Source organism: Kitasatospora sp. NBC_01539 (assembly GCF_045040525.1).
Lineage (GTDB): Bacteria > Actinomycetota > Actinomycetes > Streptomycetales > Streptomycetaceae > Kitasatospora.
In genome coordinates this window covers 3701407-3722792 of sequence record NZ_CP109390.1, presented here as the reverse complement: position 1 = coordinate 3722792, position 21386 = coordinate 3701407, and the positions used below count along the sequence as shown (strand labels likewise).

Below are 21386 nucleotides of genomic sequence, written 5' to 3'. Positions count from 1 at the left end.
CGAGGGGACGCGACAGTGAACACCTCCATCGAGTCGGTCGAAGGCGTCCGGCAGCAGCCCTACGAGGGGCCGCTGCTGGACGTCCGTGACCTGCACGTCGAGTTCAAGACCCGCGACGGTGTCGCCAGGGCCGTCAACGGGGTCAACTACAGCGTCAGCGCGGGCGAGACGCTGGCGGTGCTCGGCGAGTCCGGCTCCGGCAAGTCCGTCACCGCACAGGCGATCATGGGCATCCTCGACATGCCGCCCGCCAGGATCCCGCAGGGCGAGATCCTCTACCGCGGCGAGAACATGCTGACGATGTCCAAGGAGGAGCGCCGGCGGATCCGCGGCCAGAAGATCGCGATGATCTTCCAGGACGCGCTGTCCTCGCTCAACCCGGTGCTGAGCGTCGGCTACCAGCTCGGCGAGATGTTCCGCGCGCACGAGGGCGCCTCCCGGCAGGAGGCCAGGGCCAAGGCGATCGAGCTGATGGACCGCGTCCGCATCCCCGCGGCCAAGGACCGGGTGAACGACTTCCCGCACCAGTTCTCCGGCGGCATGCGCCAGCGCATCATGATCGCGATGGCGCTGGCCCTCGAGCCCGACCTGATCATCGCGGACGAGCCGACCACCGCCCTGGACGTCACCGTCCAGGCGCAGGTGATGGACCTGCTCGCCGAGCTGCAGGCCGAGTACCACATGGGCCTGATCCTCATCACGCACGACCTGGGCGTGGTCGCGGACGTCGCCGACAAGATCGCCGTCATGTACGCGGGCCGGATCGTCGAGACCGCCCCCGTCCACGAGCTGTACGCCAGCCCCGCGCACCCGTACACCCGCGGGCTGCTGGACTCCATCCCCCGGCTCGACCAGAAGGGGCAGGAGCTCTACGCGATCAAGGGCCTGCCGCCCAACCTGATGCGCATCCCGCCCGGCTGTGCCTTCAACCCGCGCTGCCCGCGCGCGCAGGACGTCTGCCGCCAGGAGGTGCCGCAGCTCTTCGACGTGACCCGCGACGACGGCGTGCCCGCCCCCGGGCGGGGCAGCGCCTGCTTCTTCTGGAAGGAGACGCTCCATGACGAGTGACGGATCCACCGCGATGGGCTCCTCGGCCACGGCACCGGAGGAGGCCGCGTTCGAGAAGCCGGTGAGCCGCGGCGAACCGATCCTGGAGGTGCGCGACCTCTTCAAGCACTTCCCGCTCACCAAGGGCATCCTCTTCAAGAAGCAGGTCGGCGCGGTCAAGGCGGTCGACGGCGTCAGCTTCGACCTGATGCAGGGCGAGACGCTCGGCATCGTCGGCGAGTCCGGCTGCGGCAAGTCGACGCTCGCCAAGGTGCTGATGAACCTGGAGCCGGCCACCGCGGGGTCCGTCCGCTACAAGGGCGAGGAGATCTCCAAACTGTCGGGCTCGGCCCTGAAGGCCGTGCGCCGCAACATCCAGATGGTGTTCCAGGACCCGTACACCTCGCTCAACCCGCGGATGACGGTCGGCGACATCATCGGCGAGCCGTACGAGATCCACCCCGAGGTCGCCCCCAAGCGGGACCGGCGCAAGGCCGTCCAGGACCTGCTGGACGTCGTCGGGCTGAACCCGGAGTACATCAACCGGTACCCGCACCAGTTCTCCGGCGGCCAGCGCCAGCGCATCGGCATCGCCCGCGGCCTCGCGCTCAAGCCCGAGATCATCATCTGCGACGAGCCGGTCTCCGCCCTCGACGTCTCCGTCCAGGCGCAGGTCATCAACCTGCTGGAGCAGCTGCAGGGCGAGTTCAACCTGTCGTACATGTTCATCGCGCACGACCTCTCGATCGTCCGGCACATCTCCGACCGCGTCGGCGTGATGTACCTCGGCAAGATCGTCGAGATCGGCTCGGACGAGGAGATCTACGAGCACGCCACGCACCCGTACACCCAGGCGCTGCTCTCCGCCGTACCCGTGCCCGACCCGACCGCCCGCGAGGACCGGGACCGGATCGTGCTCACCGGCGACGTCCCCTCGCCGGCGAACCCGCCCTCCGGCTGCCGCTTCCGCACCCGCTGCTGGAAGGCCCAGGAGAAGTGCGCCGAGGAGGTGCCGGAGCTGACCGTGCGGGAGTGGCTCAAGGGGCGGGCGGCGCACGACGCGGCGTGTCACTTCGCGGCGGAGCGCGACATCAGGCCCTGAGCGCGGCGGCCGTGGACGGCGAACGGCGGCGGGCCCCTTCCCGGAGGAAGGGGCCCGCCGCCGTCGTGCCGGGGGGACGCGTCAGAGCGTCTTGGCGGCCCGCTGCTCGGGCAGCTCCGCCGGGGCGGTCGCCACGACGGCCTTGTCCTCCGGGAAGTGGCAGGCCGTCAGGTGGCCGTCGGTGCTGCCGGCGATCTGCAGCAGCGGCGGCTCCTCCGTCGCGCATTTGTCCTGCGCCTTCCAGCAGCGGGTGCGGAAGCGGCAGCCGGACGGCGGGTTGAGCGGCGACGGCACGTCGCCGACCAGCCGGATGCGCTCGGCGGAGATGTTGTCCGGGTCGGCGTCCGGCGCGGCGGAGAGCAGCGCGTGCGTGTACGGGTGGCGGGGCCGCGCGTACAGCGACTCGCGGTCGGCGATCTCGACGATCTTGCCGAGGTACATGACCGCGACGCGCTGCGAGAAGTGCCGCACGATCGAGAGGTCGTGCGCGATGAAGACGAACGCGATGCCGAGCTCGCGCTGCAGCTTCTGCAGCAGGTTGACGACCTGCGCCTGGATCGACACGTCGAGCGCGGAGACCGGCTCGTCCGCCACGATCAGCTTCGGGTTGAGCGCGAGCGCGCGGGCGACGCCGATGCGCTGGCGCTGGCCGCCGGAGAACTCGTGCGGGAAGCGGTTGTAGTGCTCGGGGTTGAGCCCGACGATCTCCAGCAGCTCCTTGACCCGGGCCTCGCGGCCGCCGGCCGGGTTGATGTTGTTGATCTCCATCGGGCCGGTGATGATCGTGCCGACCGTGTGGCGCGGGTTCAGCGAGGAGTACGGGTCCTGGAAGATCATCTGGATCTCGGACCGGATCGGCGCGAGCTCCTTGCGCGAGGCGTGCGCGATCTCCTGGCCGAGGTACTTGACCGATCCCGCGGTGGGCTCGTAGAGCCGGGTGATCAGACGGCCGGTCGTCGACTTGCCGCAGCCGGACTCGCCGACCAGGCCGAGGCTCTCGCCCTCGGCGACGGTGAAGCTGACGTCGTCGACGGCCTGGACGGCGCCGACCTGGCGGCGGAACGGGAAGCCGCCCATCACCGGGAAGTGCTTGGTGAGGCCGGAGACCTCCAGCAGCGGGCTGCCGGGGGCAGCCGCCGTGGCGGCCGGCTCGCTCAGAGTCTTCTCTGCGCTCATGGGATTTCCTTAGTCCTTTACCGAGGTCTGATCAGCTGCTCAGCCGGGGCAGGATCTGCTCGGTGAGGATGGACTGCTTCTGCGCGCCCGTGAGGTGGCAGGCGCTGAGGTGGCCGTTGGCGAGCTCCAGCGCGGGCCGGTCGGTGCGGCAGCGGTCGCCGGTGACGAGCTCGCGGTACTCGCAGCGCGGGTTGAACGCGCAGCCGGACGGCGGGTTGAGCAGGCTCGGCGGGGTGCCCGGGATCGGCGCCAGCGGCACGTCGACCGAGGCGTTGATCCGCGGGATCGAGCTCAGCAGGCCCCAGCCGTAGGGGTGCTGCGGGGTCTTGAGGACCTCGCGCATCGTGCCGCGCTCGACGGCCCGGCCCGCGTACATCACCAGCACGTCGTCGGCGATCTCGCGGATCACGCCGAGGTCGTGGGTGATGAAGACGATCGAGGTGCCGAACTCCTGCTGGAGGTCCTTCAGGAGGTCGACGATCTGCGCCTGCACCGTCACGTCGAGCGCGGTGGTCGGCTCGTCCGCGATGATCAGCTTGGGGTTGCAGACCAGCGCCATGGCGATCATGGCGCGCTGGCGCATGCCGCCGGAGAACTGGTGCGGGTACGAGTCGACGCGCTTGTCGGGCTGCGGGATGCCGACCTTGTCGAGCATCTCGATGGCGCGCGCCCGGCCCTCCTTCTTGTTCGCACCGGTGTGCTTCATGAAGGGTTCGGCGATCTGCCGGCCGACCGTGTAGTACGGCGAGAGCGCGGCCAGCGAGTCCTGGAAGATCATCGCCATCTTGTTGCCGCGGAGCTTCTCCAGCTCCCGCTGCGGCAGGCCGAGGAGTTCCTGGCCCTCCAGCTTCACGGAGCCCTCGACCGTGGTGTTGCGAGGGTTGTGCAGGCCCATGACGGCCAGGTTGGACACCGACTTGCCGGAGCCGGACTCGCCGACGATGCCGAGGGTGCGGCCGGCTTCGAGCTCGAAGCTCAGGTCGTTGACCGCCTTGACGACGCCGTCCTCGGTGCGGAAGCGGACGCGCAGGTCCTGGACGCTGAGGAACGGGGTGCCGGCCTTCGGCGCCTGGGTGTCTTCGGCCTTGGTGAGGGTGCTCACGGTCGGATCTCCTCGGGGAGCGGGCGGTGCGGGGCGGGGACGGATGCGGGGCCGGTCATCCGATCCTCACCCGGGGGTCGAGGAGGCCGTACGCGGCGTCGATGATGATGTTGAAGATCAGGATCGACGCGGCACTGATCATCAGGACGCCCAGCTCCAGCATGGTGTCCTGGGTGACGACCGAGCGCACCGCCAGCATGCCGAGACCGTGGATGCCGAAGGAGAACTCGGTGATGATCGCGCCGGAGAAGACCGCGCCGAGGTCGATGCCGAAGATGGTGATGACCGGGGCCATCGCACCGCGCAGGGCGTAGCGCCACCAGACGTACCGGTTCGACATGCCCTTCGCGCGGGCCGCGCGGATGTGGTCCTCGGAGAGCTGCTCGATCATCAGCGACCGTACCTGGCGGCTGTAGTTCGACCAGAAGATGACCGACATCACGAGCCACGGCAGCAGCATCCCGGCGAACATCGCGGCCGGGTCCTCGGTGAACGGGGTGTAGCCGGGCTTGTCCATCCAGTGCAGCGTGGTGACGAACAGCGCGATCGACAGCGGCGCGATGAAGTAGATCTGCGTCGACTGGCCGAGCAGGGAGACCGAGCTGGCGATCTTGTCGAAGGTGCTGCCCTGCTTCCAGGCGGAGAGCATGCCCAGGGTCACGCCGATGACGAGGAAGCAGATCGCCCCACCCGAGGCCAGCACGAAGGTGGCCGGGTAGTTGGAGACGATGATGTTCCACACGTAGTCGTTGCGCCCGTAGGAGTAGCCCAGGCAGGGAGCGTGGCAGAAGCCGTCGCTGTACTGCGTGCCGACCACCAGGCCGCGCATGTACGTCCACACCTGCTCGGGCATGGACTTGTCCAGACCCATGTTGTGTCTGAGGTTCTCCAGCTGCTGGGGGGTGCAGGTCTTCGGGCAGCTGAGCATGGCCTGGTCGACCGGCAGCGTCATGACCGCCAGGTACGTCAACAGGACCAGCAGGAAGAGGATGACAATCGCGCCGAGCGCCCGGCGGATGAGAAATCTGAGCATGGGTTGGGCTCTTCCGAGTGAGGGCGCCGGCGGCGGCCGCGTCGTGGAGAGTGCCTGGCACGGTCGGGGCCCGGATGAGGGCCTGTGGGTGGTCGGCAGTGGGCCCGGTGGGGGCCGCTCGGTCGAGCGGCCCCCACCGGGTGGGGTGGCAGGAGGGTCTCCCGCCGCCGTGCGGTGCTTACTTGACGTAGATGCTGCTCACGTCGATGGCACCGATGACCTCGTTGAAGCCCACGGCACCCAGACCCGCGCCGTACACCTGGTAGAACTTCGAGTAGGTGGTCGGGATCTTCGGGGCGTCGGCGAGCATCTTGTCGGCGAGCTTCATCCACTCGTCGGCAGCGGCCTTCTGGTCCGTCATCGCCTGGATGCGGTCGATCTCCGCGTTGTTCGCCTCGCTGTTGTAGTGCGAGTAGTTCGGCGAACCGTCGGCGATCTTGCGGCCGTCCATGACCGGCGGGATGACGGTCGAGGCGACCGGCCAGTCGGCGCCCCAGCCGGTGCGGTACAGGTCGTACGGGTTGTCCTTCTTGCCGATGACCGAGTAGTAGGTCGTCGGGTCCAGCTCCTTGCGCTCGACCTTGAAGCCGGCCGAGTTCAGGGCCTCCTGGACGGCGGCCGAGATCGGCTGCCAGCGCGGGGTGTTGGCGTACGCCAGGACGATCGGGTAGTTCTCCGCGCCGGCCTCCTTCAGGAGGGCCTTGGCGGCCACCGGGTCACCCTCGGGCTTGGCCTTCAGGCCCAGCGGGTCGGTGTCCTTCCAGCCCGAAACGGTCGGGCTGATGAGGTTGTTGGCCATGTCGCCGGTGGCGGCGCCGCCGAGGAGCTTGTAGACCTGGGCGCGCGGGAAGGCGAGCGCGAGGGCCTTGCGGACCTTCGGGTCCTTCACGCGGGTGTTGTTGATGTCGAAGACGTCGACGAACGGCATGAACTTGCTGACCAGGCGGTCCTTGTAGGACGCGTCGCCGGAGATCTTCGCGATGTTCGGCGCGTCGGCGGCCTGGACGAGCGTGATGGCGTTCTTGTCGTTGCCGTTGCCGGCCATCAGGCGGGTGGTGAGCGCCGGGTTCGTGATGCCGAGCTCGAACTCCCAGGAGTCCACGAACTGGTGGCGGATCGGGTCCGACTTCGGGTCCCACATCGGGTTCTTGACGAACTTGATGGACTTGTCCGGCTCGTGGCTCGCGATCTTGTAGGGACCGATCGAGTCCGGGTGGACGTCGTACTTCTCCTTGGTGTCCTTCGACTTCTGGATCGGCGCGATGTTGGGCATCGCGGCCGCGTAGGGGGCGTCGAGGTGCGCCTCCTTGAAGTGGAAGACGATGGTCTTGTCGTCGGGGGTGCCGATGACGTCCTCGCCGAGCTCCTTGCCGCCGTACGGGCCCTCGTAGACCTTGCGGTAGTCGGCGCCGGACAGCCACTCCTGGATGAAGGCGGGGCCCTGGTCCTGGTAGGCCGCGTACAGGCGCTCGATGCCGTACTTGACGTCCTTCGAGGTGATGGCGGAGCCGTCCTCGAACTTCAGGTTGTCCTTGAGGGTGAACGTCCAGGTCTTGCCGTTGTCCGACGTCTTGCCGGTGTCGGTGGCGAGGTCGCCGACCAGGATGGTCTTGCCGCTGACCGGGTCGACCTTGTAGTTGGTCAGGGTGCGGTTGTAGAGCGCCGCGATGGCCTGGTACTCGTTGACGTAGATCTGGCCGGGGTCGAGGTGGTCGAGACCTGCAGACTCGATGCCGTACGCGGTGCCGCCGGTCTTGGAACCCGCGACGGCGGGGGCCGGGCCGGTGGAGTCGGCCAGGGTGCCCAGGCCGAAGTTCTGCACCTCGGACTTGGCGCTGCCGGCCTTGTCGCCGGACTTGCCGCTGCCAGCGTTGCTGGAGCAGCCGGTCAGGGCCAGGGCGCCGATGGCCAGCATCGCGGGCACGTACGCTGCCTTGCGAAGTCTCATGGATTCCTACCTGTCACTGGGCATGTGATGTCTGGTCAGCGCGAGAGCCGGGGCCGGTTCGGTACTGCCGGACGGGGTGCTGTGCTGTGCTGTGGTGCGAGGGTGCGGTGTTACTGGATGGTCTTCGGGTCGAGAGCGTCCCGGACCGCGTCCCCGAGCAGGTTGAACGCGAGGACGAAGATCGTCAGCGTGAGGCCCGGGAAGATCAGGTAGGCGAGGTCGGTGTCGTAGTACTGCGCGGCATCGGCGAACATCCGGCCCAGGTCCGGCGTGGGGCTGACCATGCCCACGCCGAGGAAGGAGAGGCCTGCCTCGGCGGTGACCATCGCGGGGAGCATCAGCGTGGTCTGCACCAGGATGGTGGTGGAGAGGTTGGGCAGCAGCTCCTTGAAGATGATGCGCCGGGAGGAGGCACCGGCGATCTTCGCGGCCTCGACGTACTCGCGCTCGCGCAGGCTCAGCGTCATGGCGCGCAGCAGGCGGGCGAGGCCCATCCAGCCGAGGAACGACAGCACCGTCCACATCGCGACGATGCGGATGTGGGTGGGCGTCTCCTTGTTGAGCGGCACGAAGAGGTTCAGCACGATCGGCGTGAACGCGATGAAGAAGAGCTGCGAGGGCATCGCGAGCAGCAGGTCGGTGAAGCGGCCGACGAAGTAGTCGAACTTCCCGCCGAGGTAGCCCTGGGCGATGCCCACGACCGCGCCGACCAGGGTCGAGACGATCACGATGACCACCGCGATGCCCAGCGAGGTGCGGACGCCGTAGATGATGTTGGTGAACACGTCCTGGCCGGTCTGCGGCGAGACGCCGAACCAGTACTCGCCGCTCATTCCGCCGTTGACGCCGAGCGGCATGTTGAACTCGTCGAGCAGCGTCACGTCACGCAGCCCGTAGAAGGCGTACGGGTCCTTGCCGTACAGCGCCGAGATGAGGGGTGCGCAGACGGCGACCAGGACGTAGAAGATCACGATCCCGGCGCACACCACTCCGGTGCGGTTGCGCTTGAAGCGGCTCCAGGCGATCTGGCCCGGCGTGCGCCCGAGGAGCCCGGCCGGCTTGTTGCCGGCGAGGTCCGACGTGGACCCGACGAGGACGGAGTCGTCCTCCACCGTGGTCCCGGTTGGCGTCGTCATGGTGCTAAAGCTCCCGACCGTGGTCTGTGTAGCAGCAAGGAGAAAAAAGTTGGATGCACGGACTCTCGCAACTCGTTTATCGAACGTCAAGAGTTCCTCAGTTGCCGGACACCTATTTTTTGCTTCGTGCTGGAATGTCAACCACTTCGTAGCCCGAAACCGCTTGACATGCGCGCTGTGAGACGGTCGAAACCGGACATAAACATCTAAAGCGTGTTCACAAGTCCGTAACTCGCGCGACGCAACTCCGCTATCAGGACGCGGTGTTCGACTCTGCGGTTGGTCGATGCGCGTAGACACGATGTCCGATTTCACGCTCTCCATGCACCTTTGTCCGGTGCAATTGGATGTCCGATAATCGGACACTACCGTTTCCAGGTGTGTCCGGGGGAATTCAGGGGCGCGCTGGGGCCGGGTCCGGTGCCTATTAGGGGTCCCCTTGATGGCAAATTCACGCCACTGGCGAGTTTTCGCCGCCTATTCCGCCCTACTTCTCGAAGCCGATGTTCTCGTACACGGTGTCCGAGAGCCCGGGGGCGCCGAGGTTGGCGAGCGCCCGCCGTACGCCGTAGATCGCCGGGCGCTGGTAGAGCGGCACCAGGCCGGCCACCCGCCAGGCCTCCTCATCGGCCCGGTTGATCGCCTTGTACCCCTCCTCGGTGGTCGTCGCCGAAGCGGCGGCGTCCATCGCCCGGTCGAGTGCATCACTGCCGACCTGGCTGACGTTGCCCCCCGCGCCCTGCTGGAACGTACCGCGCGACGACGTCGCCGGGAAGGGTGTCCCGACCATGCCGAAGACGGTCAGGTCGAAGTCGTGGCGGTTCACGTGGGCGTCCAGGAAGCCGGCCGTCGCGGTGGACTCCACCGTGACCCGCACCCCCACCGCGCGGAGGTCCTGGACCACCTGCACGGCCTCGTTCGCCGCCAGCATGCTGCCGGCCGGGGTCACCAGCCGCAGGCTCAGCTCCGTGCCGTCGCGGGTGCGGGTCCGTCCGCCCTCGCTGTGCCAGCCGGCCGCCTCCAGCGCGTCGGAGGCCGCCTGCGGGTCGTACTGGCTGAGCCCGGCGGAGTTGTCCTGGTAGCCGTTCTGGCCGGGCACGAGGAAGTGGTTGTTCATCGGCGTGTACGGCCAGTCGAGCCCCTGGAGCCCGGTGCGGGCCATGGTCTCGCGGTCGATCGCCTGCAGCACCGCCCGCCGCACGGCCGGGTCGGTCAGCTGCGGGCTGCGCCCGTTCAGCGCCAGCACGCGCATGCTGGGGCCGCCGGCCTTGCGGACGGCACCGTCCGGCGCGGCCTCGGCCGTGCGGTAGCCCGTGGCGTCCTGCGAGACGTCGAAGTAGTCGACCGTGCCCCGGGTGAACGCCTCGGCCATGTCGGCCGGCTCCATCGCGCGGAAGACGATCCGGTCGAGCAGGGGTTTCTCGCCCCACCAGCCCGGGTCGGCCTCCACCGTGACGGTGTGCGCCTCGCGGTCGGTGCCGGCCTGGCGGAACGGGCCCGCGGAGACGGGCAGGCGGCCCAGGAAGGCCGTGTTGAACCCCTCGGCGGTGCCGACGTACGCCGCGGGCAGCAGCGGGGCGTTGGCGGCGTTGTTGAACATCGCCTGCCACTCCGCGAAGCGGGTGCGGAACACCATGACGGCCTGGTGGTCGTCGAGCCCGCGGGCCACCGACTCGACCCGGTCGAAGCCGGCCGTCGAGGCCGTCCGGTAGCCGGGATCGGTGCCCCGCAGCGCCTTCCAGGTCGCCTGGAGGTCCTTCCAGGTGATCGGGGTGCCGTCCGACCAGTGCGCCTTCGGGTTGAGCGTCCAGGTGACGGTCTGCCGGCCGTCGGCCGTGGTGCCGGTGACGGCGTCCAGCAGGTAGGCCTGGTTCGGTGTCTGGGTGCCGCCCGCGTCCGACCGCCAGAACGTCGGCAGCAGTGCCTTGGTGACGGCCAGGGTGGCCGGGCCGGTGCCGTCGACGTGCAGGGGGTTCCACTGGGCGGGCAGCTGGTCGATCGCCCACTGCAGGCCGCCGCCCCGGCGGAGGTCCGTCCGCGCGTGCCCGTTGACGTCGGTCCGGGTCATCCCGGCCAGGCCCGCGTCGGCGGCCCTCGCCGGGGCGCCCAGCGTCGTCCCGCCGTCGGCGCCCGTGCTCGAACACGAGCAGAGCGCCAGGGCGAGGGCGGCCGCGGCGGCGGTCACGGCGATCGGGAACCGGGGTCTGTTCACGCGGGTCTCCCAGCGGTGCGGTGCGGCGGGGGTGGCCGACGGCAGGGGCGGGACGGCTCGGCTTGGGGAATCCTGCTGAGCGGGCGGTCGGCTTGTCGACGGTGCACCGATCAAGGATTGGTAACGTGCACCGGCCGACCGCCGCGTGGGCCACTTTGTCCCGTTCTGCCCCGCCACTGGCGAGTAACCGCCAGGAACGCCGAGGAGGCCGGGCCTGCGGCGGCGCCGCGGACCCGGCCTCCTCGGCCGGTGCTGGTGGAACGGGTCAGGCGGGGAAGACGAAGACCCGCTCCTTGCCGGTCTTGTCGAGCACGGAGGCGATGCCGTCCGCGACGTCCTGCGTGGTGATCGGCGCGAGCGCGCCGCTCTTCCGGGTCTTCGAGCGGTCGAAGACGCCGCCCAGGGCGGTGTCCAGCTTGGCGAGGTCCCAGGTGAGCACGATCTTGCCGGAGGCGTCCGGGGCGAGCGTGAGGGCCCTGCTGGCCGTCAGCTTGCCGAAGTCCCACTTCTTGGTGCCCGCCTTGAGCGTGACGTTGCCGGCCAGCACCTGCTTGCCGAGGCCGGCGGCGGCCGCCTTGAGGGCGTCCTCGCCGACCTTCGGCTGAGCGGCCGCCAGGGTCAGCGCGATCTCGCCCTCGGCCAGCCCGGCGGCCCGCTTGCGGTAGGCCTGCTCCACCTGGTCCGCCGCGGCGGCCGGGTCGAGGGCCTGGCCGGGCTTGCCGGCCACCACCTGGGTCTGGCCGGTCGCGGTGAACTCCACGCGGCCCTCCTGCAGCCCCTGGCCCGCCTTGCCGGCCAGTTCCTCCAGGGCGGCCTTCAGCTTGGCCCGGTCGACCTTGACCTCCGGTGCGACGGCCTTGCTGCCGCCCGCCAGCGAGCCGATCACCTCGACCGGGCTGTAACTGTGGCTGGTGAGCCCGTCGACGGTCGCGGTGGTGTCGAAGCTCAGCCCGGCGGTGGTCGGGTCGAGGGTCAGCGCCTGCCCGGCGAGCTTCAGCTTGAGCGGCTCCCGGCCGGTCTTCGCCACGGTGCCGTCGAGCGTGCTGACCGCCTGGTCGCGGGTGTCGCCGCCGATGTCGGTGCCGAGCACCGTGGTGCCCTTGGGGATGTCGGCCTGATTGAGCATCAGCCCGGTGCCGTACGCCGCCGCGCCGACGAACAGCACGCCGACGACCGCGTACGCGACCAGCTTGCGGCCGCGGCCGCGGCGCTTGGCCGGAGCCGCGGCGGCCGCGGGTGCGGCCGGGGTCTCGGTGGGCGGGGCCGCGGCGGGCGCCGGAACCGGCTCCGGCGCACCCGGTCCGGGGGTGCCCGGGAAGCCGCCGAACGGGTCGGCGGGCCGGTCGGTGCCGAACGGGTCCGCCGCGAAGGGGTCCGCGGCCTGCGGCGGGGCGTACGGGGCGGCGAAGGGGTCCGCGACCGCCGGGGCCGTGCCGAACGGGTCGGCGGCCGGCGTGCCGGGTATGCCGCCGGGCCGGGCGTCGTCCCGGATCGGCTCGAAGCCGCCGATCTGGGTGTCCTCCGGCTCGCCCGCCGCTGCGGCGGCCGCACGGCCCGCGGCGAACGGGTCGGCCGGGCCGGTGCGGAACGGGTTGTCCTGACCGGCGCCACCCGCGAACGGGTCCGCCGCGTGCTGCTGCGGGTGCTCGTCGTGCCCCGGCGCCGGGACGGCGAACGGGTCGTCGGCGAACCGGCCGGCCGGGCGACGGCCCCGGCCGGGCTCGGCCCGCTCCTGCGGCGGTGCCGAGAAGGGGTCCTGCGGCTGCGCGGCGTACGGGTCCTGCGGCTGCGCGGCGTACGGGTCCTGCTGGGGTGCGTACGGGTTCTGGGCGCCCGCGAAGGCGTCCTGCGGCCGGGCGGCGTACGGATCCTGCGGCTGCGCGGCGTACGGGTCCTGCGGTGCGTCGTCCCGGCCGCCCGCGAAGGGGGTGGCGGGGGCGCCGGTCGGCCGCGGGGCCTGCCGCTGCTCGCCGATGACGGGGCCGCGCGGTCCGGCGGCCCGCGGTGCGGCGCCCGCGGCAGGGGCAGGGGCGGGGGTCGGGGATCCTGCCGGGGGTCCGTCCTGACGGCCCCTCGGGCGCGGACGGAACCACTCGCCGGTCGATTCGGGGTTGCCGCCGTCGGGCCGGCCCGGACGGGGCTCCTGCCACTCGGGCGGGAGTTCCGGCGTCGCGGTGGAGGTGCCGCTGTCCATGACGCCCAGCACCGGCGAGCCGCCGGTGCCGGCGCGGTGCCGGCGCGCGCCGGGCTCCGGCGCGGGGGCCGGTGCGGGAGCGGGTGCCGGGGCAGGGGCGGCGGGGGGCTCCTCGTTCTTGACGGGGCTGCGGACCACGACCGGCGGGATCGGCCGGGAACCGGGGATGTTGATCCGGATCCGGGTCGTCAGCGTGGTCTCGGTCTTCGGCACGTCCTCGCCGGGTCCTCCGACGGCAGCGGCCTGCGCCGCGGTGCCGAAGGGGTCGTCGCTGGCGCCGTGGGCGAAGGCCGCGGCGCCGGGAAGGCCCGTGCCGGGCAGGCCGGTGCCGTACGGCGGGGTGCCGGAAGGGTAGGCGTCCGCGCCGTCGGCCGGCCGACGGCCGGGGTTGCCCCCGCGGGGCGGCGGGTACGCGCTGTCAGATTCGCGGCTGCTCAATGCTGCTCTGCTCCGGGTTCGCGGTTCGCGCCGGACGGCACCGACCACGGGTTGTGGGGCGCCGTCCCGCGTGCGGCGGGGCCGCGGTGCGGGTCGGACGGACCCTCCGACACCAGCTTCTTCACGTGCCGGCCGAGACGGCGCCGCCACCACGGGGTTGGGGCTGAAGGTACCTTCCCGCCCCGCACCCGAGGAATCCGGGGCCGTCGTTCCCCGGCCGTAGGGCCGGGGCGCCTGCACCGGCACCACCATACTGGGAAGCGCCGGGCGGCGATCGGGAACGGAAAGAACCCGATACGTCCGATAATTCCGCTATGACACTAGGGGTGCGGCTGCCTGACCGGCCGTGGGCGGTCGGCCGGCGGGACCCCGAACGTGAAGCCCGTCCGGGTCGGCAGGGTCGCGCAGACGACGCCCGACACCGCGCCGGCGAACAGGTAGACGTACGAGGTCAGGTCGGCCGCCAGGACGAAGTCGCCCTCCGGACGCGGCGCCATCAGCACCATCAGCATCACGAACCAGCCCGCCAGCGGGATGCCCGCGCCGAGCTTGGTGCCGGTCGCCCGTAGCCCGCCGTAGAAGAGCCCCGCGCTCGCGAGGACCGCCAGCAGCACCCCGAACGGCGGCCACAGGGCCTGCACGAAGGCTCCGCACAACGACACCGCGCAGCCGAGCAGGAACAGCACCGCGTAGATCGCCACCCGCAGCCCGCGCGGGGGGAGCGGCTCGGCCAGCCGCTCGGCGCGGGTGCCCAGGACGTGCTTCGGGTTCACAGGTCCACCCCGGCGAAGAGATCGGTCTCCGGCAGCGGGCCGCCCGGCACGCCGCGCACCAACTGGTAGTACTCGGTCGCCACCAGCGGCTGGCCGAGGTCGTTGCTGAGGGCGAAGTGCCCGCCGTCGACGGTGATCTGGGTGGCGTGCGCCGCCATGGCGGCGGCCTTCGCGGCGGCGTACGCCGCGCCGTCCAGCACCGTCGTGACGACCTCGTCGTCCACCACGCCGGGGACGTCGGCGACCGACGCGGTGCCCGGGAACAGCCCGGCGGCCGCCGTCTCCTTCAGGCCCTGCTCGATCACCGAGCGGGGCATCCGGGCGTGGTAGACCTTCGCGATCCGCCACGCCGGGCCCAGGTCGGGCCGGTGCGCCGGGTCGGCGGCCAGCTCGTGGGCGCGCATCGCGACCCGGTGCGCCTGGATGTGGTCCGGGTGCCCGTAGCCGCCGTTCTCGTCGTACGTCACCAGCACCTGCGGGCGGACCTCGCGGACGACGGCGACCAGGTGGTCCGCGGCCTCGTCCACGTCGGCCCGCCAGAAGCAGCCCGGCCGGTCGTTGTCGGGCAGGCCCATCATCCCGGAGTCCCGGTACCGGCCGGGGCCGCCCAGGAAGCGGACGTCCTCGACGCCGACCGCGGCCGTCGCCGCGGTCAGCTCGCCGATCCGGTACGGGCCGAGGGCGTCGTCCCGGTCGGCCGCCAGGTGGGCCAGCTCGGGGCCGATCACCTCGCCGCCCTCGCCGAGGGTGCAGGTCACCAGCGTGACCCCGGCACCCTCGGCGGCGTACCGCGCCATGGTGGCACCACTGACGATGGACTCGTCGTCGGGGTGCGCGTGCACCAGGAGCAGTCGGCGGGGCCGGCGGTCGGAGGCTGCGGTCATGTCCGTCAGCCTAGCGACCGGCCGTCCGTCAGAGCTTCAGGCCATTGATCATCCCTGCCACGTTGCTGGTGACCTCCTGGATCGACGGGGCGATCGAGCTGGAGGCCAGGTAGAAGCCGAGCAGCGCGCAGATGATCGCGTGGGTGAGTTTCAGGCCCGACCGGCGGACCAGGACCACGACGATGACGAGCATCAGCACAGCTGCGGAGACGGACAAAGCCATGACGGCTCACGCCCTTTCTCGGGTGCGCGGCCCGCGGGGCGGGCGGCGGTCGTGCGGGACGGGCCCGATCCGGGGCCGGAGGGAAGGGGACGGTCCGGATCCGTATCGGGATGAGCAACACATACCCGATCGGTGAGCGTTCCATGACGTTGTGTGAACGCGGCGCGCCGCGCCGCACGGGTGCTCCGGACGGCCCAGCGGCCGGTGGGACGGGGCGTGAGGGCCCTCGGCGAGCCGCGCCGCACGGCTGCTCCGAACGAGTGATCACCACCGGGGGCAGGCCGTAGGGTCGGGTGCCATGACCACCGAGAACCCTGCGGACACCTTCCCGCGGCAGTACGCGCGCACCCTGCGCTACACCGTCGGCGCACCCCGGTCCTTCGCCGTCGCACCCGACGGCGGCCGGATCGTCTTCCTGCGGTCCGGCTCGGGCCGGGACCGCGCCAACCGGCTGTGGACCCTCGACCCCGCCACCGGCGAGGAGCGCGTGGCCGCCGACCCGGCCGACCTGCTCGGCGGCGGCGAGGAGAACCTCTCCGCCGCCGAACGGGCCCGCCGCGAGCGCAGCCGCGAGAGCTCCGCCGGCATCGTCGGCTACGCCCTGGACGCCTCCGCCTCGCTCGCCGCCTTCGCGCTCTCCGGCCGCCTCTTCACCGCCGACCTCGCCGCCGGCACCACCCGCGAACTGCCCGCCGCCGGGCCGCTCCTCGACCCGCGCCCCGCCCCCGACGGCAGCCACGTCGCCTACGCCACGACCTCCGGCGCCCTGCACGTGACCCGCACCGACGGACGCGGCGACCGGGCCCTCGCCGAACCCGAGACCGACGGCGTGACCTGGGGGCAGGCCGAGTTCGCCGCCCAGGAGGAGATGGGCCGCGACCGCGGCTTCTGGTGGTCGCCCGACAGCCGGCGCCTGCTCGTCGCCCGGGCCGACGACACGCCCGTGCAGCGCTGGTGGATCGCCGACCCGGCCAACCCCGGCAGCGCCCCCGCCGAGGTCGCCTACCCGGCCGCCGGCACCCCCAACGCCGAGGTCGGGCTCTGGCTCGTCGACCTCGACGGCACCCGCACCGAGGTCATCTGGGACCACGAGGCGTACCCGTACCTCGCCCGCGTGCACTGGTCGGCGGGCGGCGCCCCGCTGCTGCTCGTCCAGGCCCGCGACCAGCGCAGCCAGCAGATCCGCACCGTCGACCCGGCGACCGGCATCACCGCGCTGCTCGTCGAGGAGCAGGACGACACCTGGCTGGAGCTCTTCACCGGCGTACCCGCCTGGACCCCGGACGGCCGCCTCGTGCGGATCGGCGACACCGGCGGCGTCCGCGCCCTGGTCGTCGACGGGCGGACCGTCACCGACGACACGCTGCACGTGAGGTCGGTGTGGGCCGTCACCGCCGACGCCGTCCACTTCACCGCCTCCGAGGGCGCCGCCGGCGAGGGCCGCCCGCCCGGCTGGACCGGCCTCTTCCGGGCCGGGCCGGACGGCGTCGCGCCGTTCGGCCCGGACGGCGACGGCGCCGCGGCGGCCGTCCACGCCGGCGGCGTCACCGTGCTCTCCACCGTCGCCGCCGACCGGCCGGGCACCACCGTGCAGGTGCTCCGCGACGGTACCGCCGTCGCCGTCGCCGCCGTCGCCTCGCACGCCGAGACGCCGCTGCTCACCGCCCGGCCCGTCTTCCGGTTCGCCGGGACGCGGCGCGTGCCCGCCGCCGTCCTCCTGCCGACCGGCTACGACCGGGACCGCGACGGCCTCCTGCCGGTGCTGATGGACCCGTACGGCGGCCCGCACGGGCAGCGCGTCGTGCAGGCCCACAACCCGCACCTCACCTCGCAGTGGTTCGCCGACCAGGGCTTCGCCGTCGTCGTCGCGGACGGCCGCGGCACCCCCGGACGCAGCCCCGCCTGGGAGAAGGCGATCGCCCACGACTTCGCCGGGGTCACCCTCGACGACCAGGTGCACGCCCTGCACGCGCTGGCCGAGGAGTTCCCGCTCGACCTCGCCCGGGTCGCGATCCGCGGCTGGTCGTACGGCGGCTACCTCGCCGCGCTCGCCGTGCTGCGCCGCCCGGACGTCTTCCACGCGGCGGTCTCCGGGGCGCCGGTCACCGACTGGCGGCTCTACGACACGCACTACACCGAGCGCTACCTCGGGCACCCCGCGGAGCGGCCGGAGGTGTACGACGCCAACTCGCTGACCGCCGACGCTCCGAAGCTGGAGCGGCCGCTGATGATCGTGCACGGGCTGGCGGACGACAACGTCGTGGCCGCGCACACCCTGCGGCTCTCCTCCGCGCTGCTGGCCGCCGGGCGTCCGCACACCGTGCTGCCGCTCTCCGGGGTCACCCACATGACCCCGCAGGAGCAGGTCGCGGAGAACCTCCTGCTGCTCCAGGTCGAGTTCCTGCAGAGGTCGCTGGGCCTCTGACGCCGCCGTGCACGTCCTCGGCATGACATCCGTCATGCCGAGGACACGACGGGCCGCACTGCCGCCCGGGGGCCCGTGGTCCGCACCCTGGAGGGGACAGCGGGGCACACACGGGAGGACCCACGGACATGGGCGGCACGACGGGCACGACACCGGGCGGGGAGGTCGCCGCGTTCCGGTCCGTCAGCAAGAGCTACGGGCCGGTGCGGGCGGTCGACGGGCTCGACCTGGTCCTGCGGGCGGGGGAGACGGTGGCCCTGCTGGGGCCCAACGGCGCGGGCAAGTCCAGCAGCCTCGACCTGCTGCTCGGCCTGCGCGAACCGGACCACGGCACGGTCGAGCTCTTCGGGGGCACGCCGCGCGCCGCCGTCGAGGCCGGCCGGGTCGGCGCGATGCTGCAGAGCGGCGGCCTGATGACCGACGTCAAGGTGCGCGAACTCGTCGAGCTGGCCTGCCGGATCCACCCCCGCGGGCACGACACCGCCACCGTGCTCGCCGAGGCGGGCATCGCCGAGATCGCCGACCGCAGGGTCGACAGGCTCTCCGGCGGCCAGGAGCAGCGGGTGCGCTTCGCGCTCGCCGTCGCCGGGGCCAACGACCTGATCGTCCTCGACGAGCCCACCACCGGCATGGACGTGTCCGTCCGGCAGGCGTTCTGGGCGTCCATGCGGGCGCAGGCCGCGGCCGGGCGCACCGTGCTCTTCGCCACCCACTACCTGGAGGAGGCCGACTCGGTCGCCGACCGGGTGCTGGTGCTGCACCGCGGGCGGCTGATCGCCGACGGCACCTCCGCCGAGATCAAGGCGAAGGCCGGGGCCCGCCGGATCAGCTTCGAGCTGCACCCCGGCGACGGCGAGGTGCCGGAGCCGGTGCTGCGCGGCCTGCCGGGCACCGCCGCGCTGGAGGTCACGGGCCGCCCGGGCGGCGTGCGCACCGTGCGGATCCGCTCCACCGACGCGGACGCGGGCGTGGCGGCCCTCTACCGGGCCGGGCTGTACCCCCGCGGCCTGGAGGTCACCGGCCTCGGCCTGGAGCAGGCCTTCCTGACCATCACCGGCGAGCAGGCCGCCCTCGACCGGGCCGCCGCGGACGACGAGGAGATCGCGCGATGACCACCCTGATCCGGCTGGAGATCCTGCGGACCCTCCGCAACAAGCGGTACGTGATGTTCACCGTGCTCTACCCGGCCCTGCTGTACGTCTTCTTCATCAGCGCCTACAGCGGCGGCGACGTGGCCGGGGGCGTCCCCGCGAAGTCGTACTTCATGGTCTCCATGGCCACCTTCGGCGCGGTCGGCGCGGTGCTCACCGGCTCGGCCCAGCGGATCTCGCTGGAGCGGAAGAGCGGCTGGGTGCGGCAGCTGCGGCTGACCGCCCTGCCCGGACGGGCGTACACCGTCGGCAAGATCGCGTCGTGCGCGGTGACCACGCTGCCCGCGATCGCGGTGGTGTTCGCGATCGGCGCGGTGGAGGGCGTCCGGCTGTCGGCGGGGCAGTGGCTGGGCCTGGCGGCGGTGCTCTGGCTGGGCAGCTTCGTCTTCGCGGCGCTCGGCGTGGCGCTCGGCTACGCGGCGCAGCCGGACGCGGTGCAGCCGGTCGTCATGATCGTCTACATGGTGATGGCGCTGTTCGGCGGCACGTGGTTCCCGGTGGGGAGCTCGCTGGAGCCGTTCGCCCGGTTCGACCCGGTCTACCTGTACAACCGGCTGGCCGCGTTCGTGCAGCCGGGCCACGGCACGGACACCGTCGCGGTGGCCGGGATGGCCGCCTTCCTCGCCGTCTTCGTGGCCGCGGCCGCCTACCTGTACCGCCGCGACACCCGCCAGGCATGATGGCCCGCATGCCGAGGACACTCCTGCCGCGCCGCGCCGACCGCACCACCGAGGACGGGGCGTCCTTCCGGACGGTGCCCGGCTCGACCGTCGACAACCGCCGGCAGCTGGTCGTCAAGCTCGCCTGGATGTCGCTGTGGATGATCTACCTGGTCTACCCGGTGGAGGACCTCACCGGCGGCGGCCACGGCACGGCGGCCACCGTCGCGGGGGCCCTCGCGCTGGCGGTGTTCGTGGTCTCGTACCTCGCCCTGGTGGCCCGGCGGTCGACCGCGACGGCCTCGGCGGCGGGCAACCTGGTGACCGTGGCCGGGATGCTGGCCCTCTCGGTCGGGGCCTCGCTGACCCTCGGCCCGCCCTGGCTGACGCTGTTCACCTACACCTCGACCTGCATCGCCGTGGTGGCGCCGCCGCGGTACGCGCTGGCCGCGGTGGGCGGCGTCACCGGGCTCGCGCTCGTCGTCGCGCTGGCGGCCCACACGGACGCCGGCACGCTCGCGGCGATCCTGCTGCCGTGCTTCCTCAGCGGCCTGGCCATGACGGGCCTGCAGCGGCTCATCAGCACCATGCGCGAACTGCGGGAGGCGCGGGCCGCGGTGGCCCACCTGGCGGCCTCCGAGGAGCGCCTGCGGCTCGCCCGCGACCTGCACGACCTGCTCGGCCACTCGCTGTCGCTGATCACCATCAAGACCGAGCTCGCCGGCCGGTTCCTCGACGCCGGCCGGCAGGACGACGCGCGGACGCAGGTCGCCGACATCGAGAAGGTCGCCCGGCAGTCGCTCACCGACGTCCGGGAAGCCGTCAGCGGCTTCCGCCGGCCCACGCTGGCGGTCGAACTCGCCGCCGCCCGGACGGCCCTGACGACGGCGCAGATCACCCTGGACGTCGCGCCCGAGGTCGCCGCCGGACGGCCCGGACTCGACGCCGAGGGGGCCGGGGCGCTCGCCTGGGCCCTGCGGGAGGCCGTCACCAACATCGTCCGGCACGGCACCGGCGCGACGGTCTGCACCGTCACCCTCGACGAGAGCTGGGAGGCGGACGGCGCGCGGTACGCCGTCCTGGAGGTCGCCGACGACGGCCGCGGCCCCGGCAAGTCCGCGCCCGGCAACGGCCTCTCGGGCCTCTCGGAGCGCCTCGCCCTGGTCGGCGGACGGCTGGAGAGCGGCCCGGGCCCGCGCGGCCGGGGCTTCCGGCTGCGGGCCTCCGTGCCGGTCGAGGCCGTGCGCGCCGGGGCGGACGGTAGGGTGCCCGAGTGATTCGCGTACTGCTGGCCGAGGATCAGGGGATGGTCCGCGAGGCGCTCGCCGCCCTCCTCGGCCTTGAGGGGGACATCGACGTGGTCGCGCAGGTCGCCCGCGGCGACGAGGTCGTCGACGCGGCCGTCGCGCACGCGGTCGACGTCGCGGTGCTGGACATCGAGATGCCCGGCCTGACCGGCATCGAGGCGGCCGCGCTGCTGCGCCGCCGGCGTCCGGAGACCCGCGTGGTGATCGCCACGACCTTCGGCCGGCCGGGCTACCTGCGCCGCGCCATGGAGTCCGGCGCCGACGCCTTCCTGGTGAAGGACGCGCCGGCCTCCGAGCTCGCGGAGGCGATCCGGCGGGTGCTGCGCGGCGAGCGGGTGATCGACCCGACGCTGGCCGCCGCCGCGCTCGCGGAAGGCGCGAACCCGCTCACCGGAAGGGAGTCGGACGTGCTCGCCGCGGCCGCCGACGGCTCGGTCAACGCGGACGTCGCGCGCCGGCTGCACCTGTCGGAGGGCACCGTCCGCAACTACCTGTCGATGGCGATCCAGAAGACCGGCGCCCGCAACCGCACGGAGGCGGTGCGGATCGCGAAGGAGAAGGGCTGGTTGTGAACGG

At 72.2% G+C, this 21386-nt stretch carries 17 protein-coding genes; 7 read left to right on the top strand and 10 right to left on the bottom strand.

What is annotated here, in order from left to right; all coding sequences use genetic code 11:
- Positions 1 to 15: 15 nt before the first annotated feature.
- Both OG335_RS15810 and OG335_RS15805 read left to right on the top strand, forming a co-directional pair.
- Positions 16 to 1068, top strand: coding sequence for an ABC transporter ATP-binding protein (locus OG335_RS15810; RefSeq protein WP_405011752.1), 1053 nt, complete (start codon positions 16 to 18; stop codon positions 1066 to 1068).
- 13 nt (positions 1069 to 1081) lie between these two features.
- Positions 1082 to 2149 carry an ABC transporter ATP-binding protein gene (locus tag OG335_RS15805; protein ID WP_405015417.1) on the top strand — a complete coding sequence of 356 codons (1068 nt, stop codon included), beginning with the start codon at positions 1082 to 1084 and terminating at the stop codon, positions 2147 to 2149.
- Between the two features lie 81 nt (positions 2150 to 2230).
- Here the strand turns inward: OG335_RS15805 and OG335_RS15800 are convergent, their stop codons facing one another.
- The 10 genes from OG335_RS15800 to OG335_RS15755 all read right to left on the bottom strand — a co-directional run bounded on the left by OG335_RS15800 (position 2231) and on the right by OG335_RS15755 (position 15268).
- A complete protein-coding gene (locus OG335_RS15800; RefSeq protein ID WP_405011751.1) occupies positions 2231 to 3325 on the bottom strand; it encodes an ABC transporter ATP-binding protein in 1095 nt (364 codons plus the stop codon).
- A 31-nt stretch (positions 3326 to 3356) separates the two neighbouring features.
- Positions 3357 to 4427, bottom strand: a complete 1071-nt coding sequence (locus OG335_RS15795; protein WP_405011750.1) for an ABC transporter ATP-binding protein — start codon at positions 4425 to 4427, stop codon at positions 3357 to 3359.
- 55 nt (positions 4428 to 4482) lie between these two features.
- Complete coding sequence (locus OG335_RS15790) at positions 4483 to 5460, bottom strand: ABC transporter permease (RefSeq protein ID WP_405011749.1); 978 nt, start codon at positions 5458 to 5460, stop codon at positions 4483 to 4485.
- A 178-nt stretch (positions 5461 to 5638) separates the two neighbouring features.
- A complete protein-coding gene (locus OG335_RS15785) occupies positions 5639 to 7408 on the bottom strand; it encodes an ABC transporter substrate-binding protein (protein ID WP_405011748.1) in 1770 nt (589 codons plus the stop codon).
- A gap of 110 nt (positions 7409 to 7518) precedes the next feature.
- On the bottom strand, positions 7519 to 8544 hold the full coding sequence (locus OG335_RS15780; RefSeq protein ID WP_405011747.1) for an ABC transporter permease: 1026 nt from the start codon (positions 8542 to 8544) through the stop codon (positions 7519 to 7521).
- A 487-nt stretch (positions 8545 to 9031) separates the two neighbouring features.
- On the bottom strand, positions 9032 to 10756 hold the full coding sequence (locus OG335_RS15775) for an ABC transporter family substrate-binding protein (RefSeq protein WP_405011746.1): 1725 nt from the start codon (positions 10754 to 10756) through the stop codon (positions 9032 to 9034).
- Positions 10757 to 11021: 265 nt separating this feature from the next.
- Entirely contained in the window at positions 11022 to 13388 is a 2367-nt protein-coding gene (locus OG335_RS15770; protein WP_405011745.1) for a hypothetical protein, read from the bottom strand.
- Between the two features lie 320 nt (positions 13389 to 13708).
- Positions 13709 to 14161, bottom strand: coding sequence for a DUF6113 family protein (locus tag OG335_RS15765; RefSeq protein WP_405011744.1), 453 nt, complete (start codon positions 14159 to 14161; stop codon positions 13709 to 13711).
- Complete coding sequence (gene mshB, locus OG335_RS15760) at positions 14158 to 15045, bottom strand: N-acetyl-1-D-myo-inositol-2-amino-2-deoxy-alpha-D-glucopyranoside deacetylase (protein ID WP_405011743.1); 888 nt, start codon at positions 15043 to 15045, stop codon at positions 14158 to 14160. Before mshB ends, OG335_RS15765 begins: the two co-directional genes overlap by 4 nt.
- A gap of 28 nt (positions 15046 to 15073) precedes the next feature.
- Complete coding sequence (locus OG335_RS15755) at positions 15074 to 15268, bottom strand: DUF2304 domain-containing protein (protein ID WP_405011742.1); 195 nt, start codon at positions 15266 to 15268, stop codon at positions 15074 to 15076.
- 298 nt (positions 15269 to 15566) lie between these two features.
- Between OG335_RS15755 and OG335_RS15750 the strand changes: the two genes are divergently transcribed.
- The 5 genes from OG335_RS15750 to OG335_RS15730 all read left to right on the top strand — a co-directional run bounded on the left by OG335_RS15750 (position 15567) and on the right by OG335_RS15730 (position 21382).
- The gene (locus OG335_RS15750; protein WP_405011741.1) at positions 15567 to 17693 is read left to right on the top strand and encodes an alpha/beta fold hydrolase; all 2127 of its coding nucleotides are present in this window, start codon (positions 15567 to 15569) and stop codon (positions 17691 to 17693) included.
- A gap of 128 nt (positions 17694 to 17821) precedes the next feature.
- Positions 17822 to 18805 carry an ABC transporter ATP-binding protein gene (locus OG335_RS15745; protein WP_405011740.1) on the top strand — a complete coding sequence of 328 codons (984 nt, stop codon included), beginning with the start codon at positions 17822 to 17824 and terminating at the stop codon, positions 18803 to 18805.
- The gene (locus OG335_RS15740; RefSeq protein ID WP_405011739.1) at positions 18802 to 19524 is read left to right on the top strand and encodes an ABC transporter permease; all 723 of its coding nucleotides are present in this window, start codon (positions 18802 to 18804) and stop codon (positions 19522 to 19524) included. The genes OG335_RS15745 and OG335_RS15740 overlap by 4 nt, the downstream gene beginning before the upstream one ends.
- A gap of 8 nt (positions 19525 to 19532) precedes the next feature.
- Positions 19533 to 20780 (top strand): sensor histidine kinase, encoded by a 1248-nt coding sequence (locus OG335_RS15735; protein ID WP_405011738.1) that lies wholly within the window; start codon positions 19533 to 19535, stop codon positions 20778 to 20780.
- Positions 20777 to 21382 carry a DNA-binding response regulator gene (locus OG335_RS15730; protein WP_405011737.1) on the top strand — a complete coding sequence of 202 codons (606 nt, stop codon included), beginning with the start codon at positions 20777 to 20779 and terminating at the stop codon, positions 21380 to 21382. The genes OG335_RS15735 and OG335_RS15730 overlap by 4 nt, the downstream gene beginning before the upstream one ends.
- The last annotated feature ends 4 nt before the right edge of the window (positions 21383 to 21386 follow it).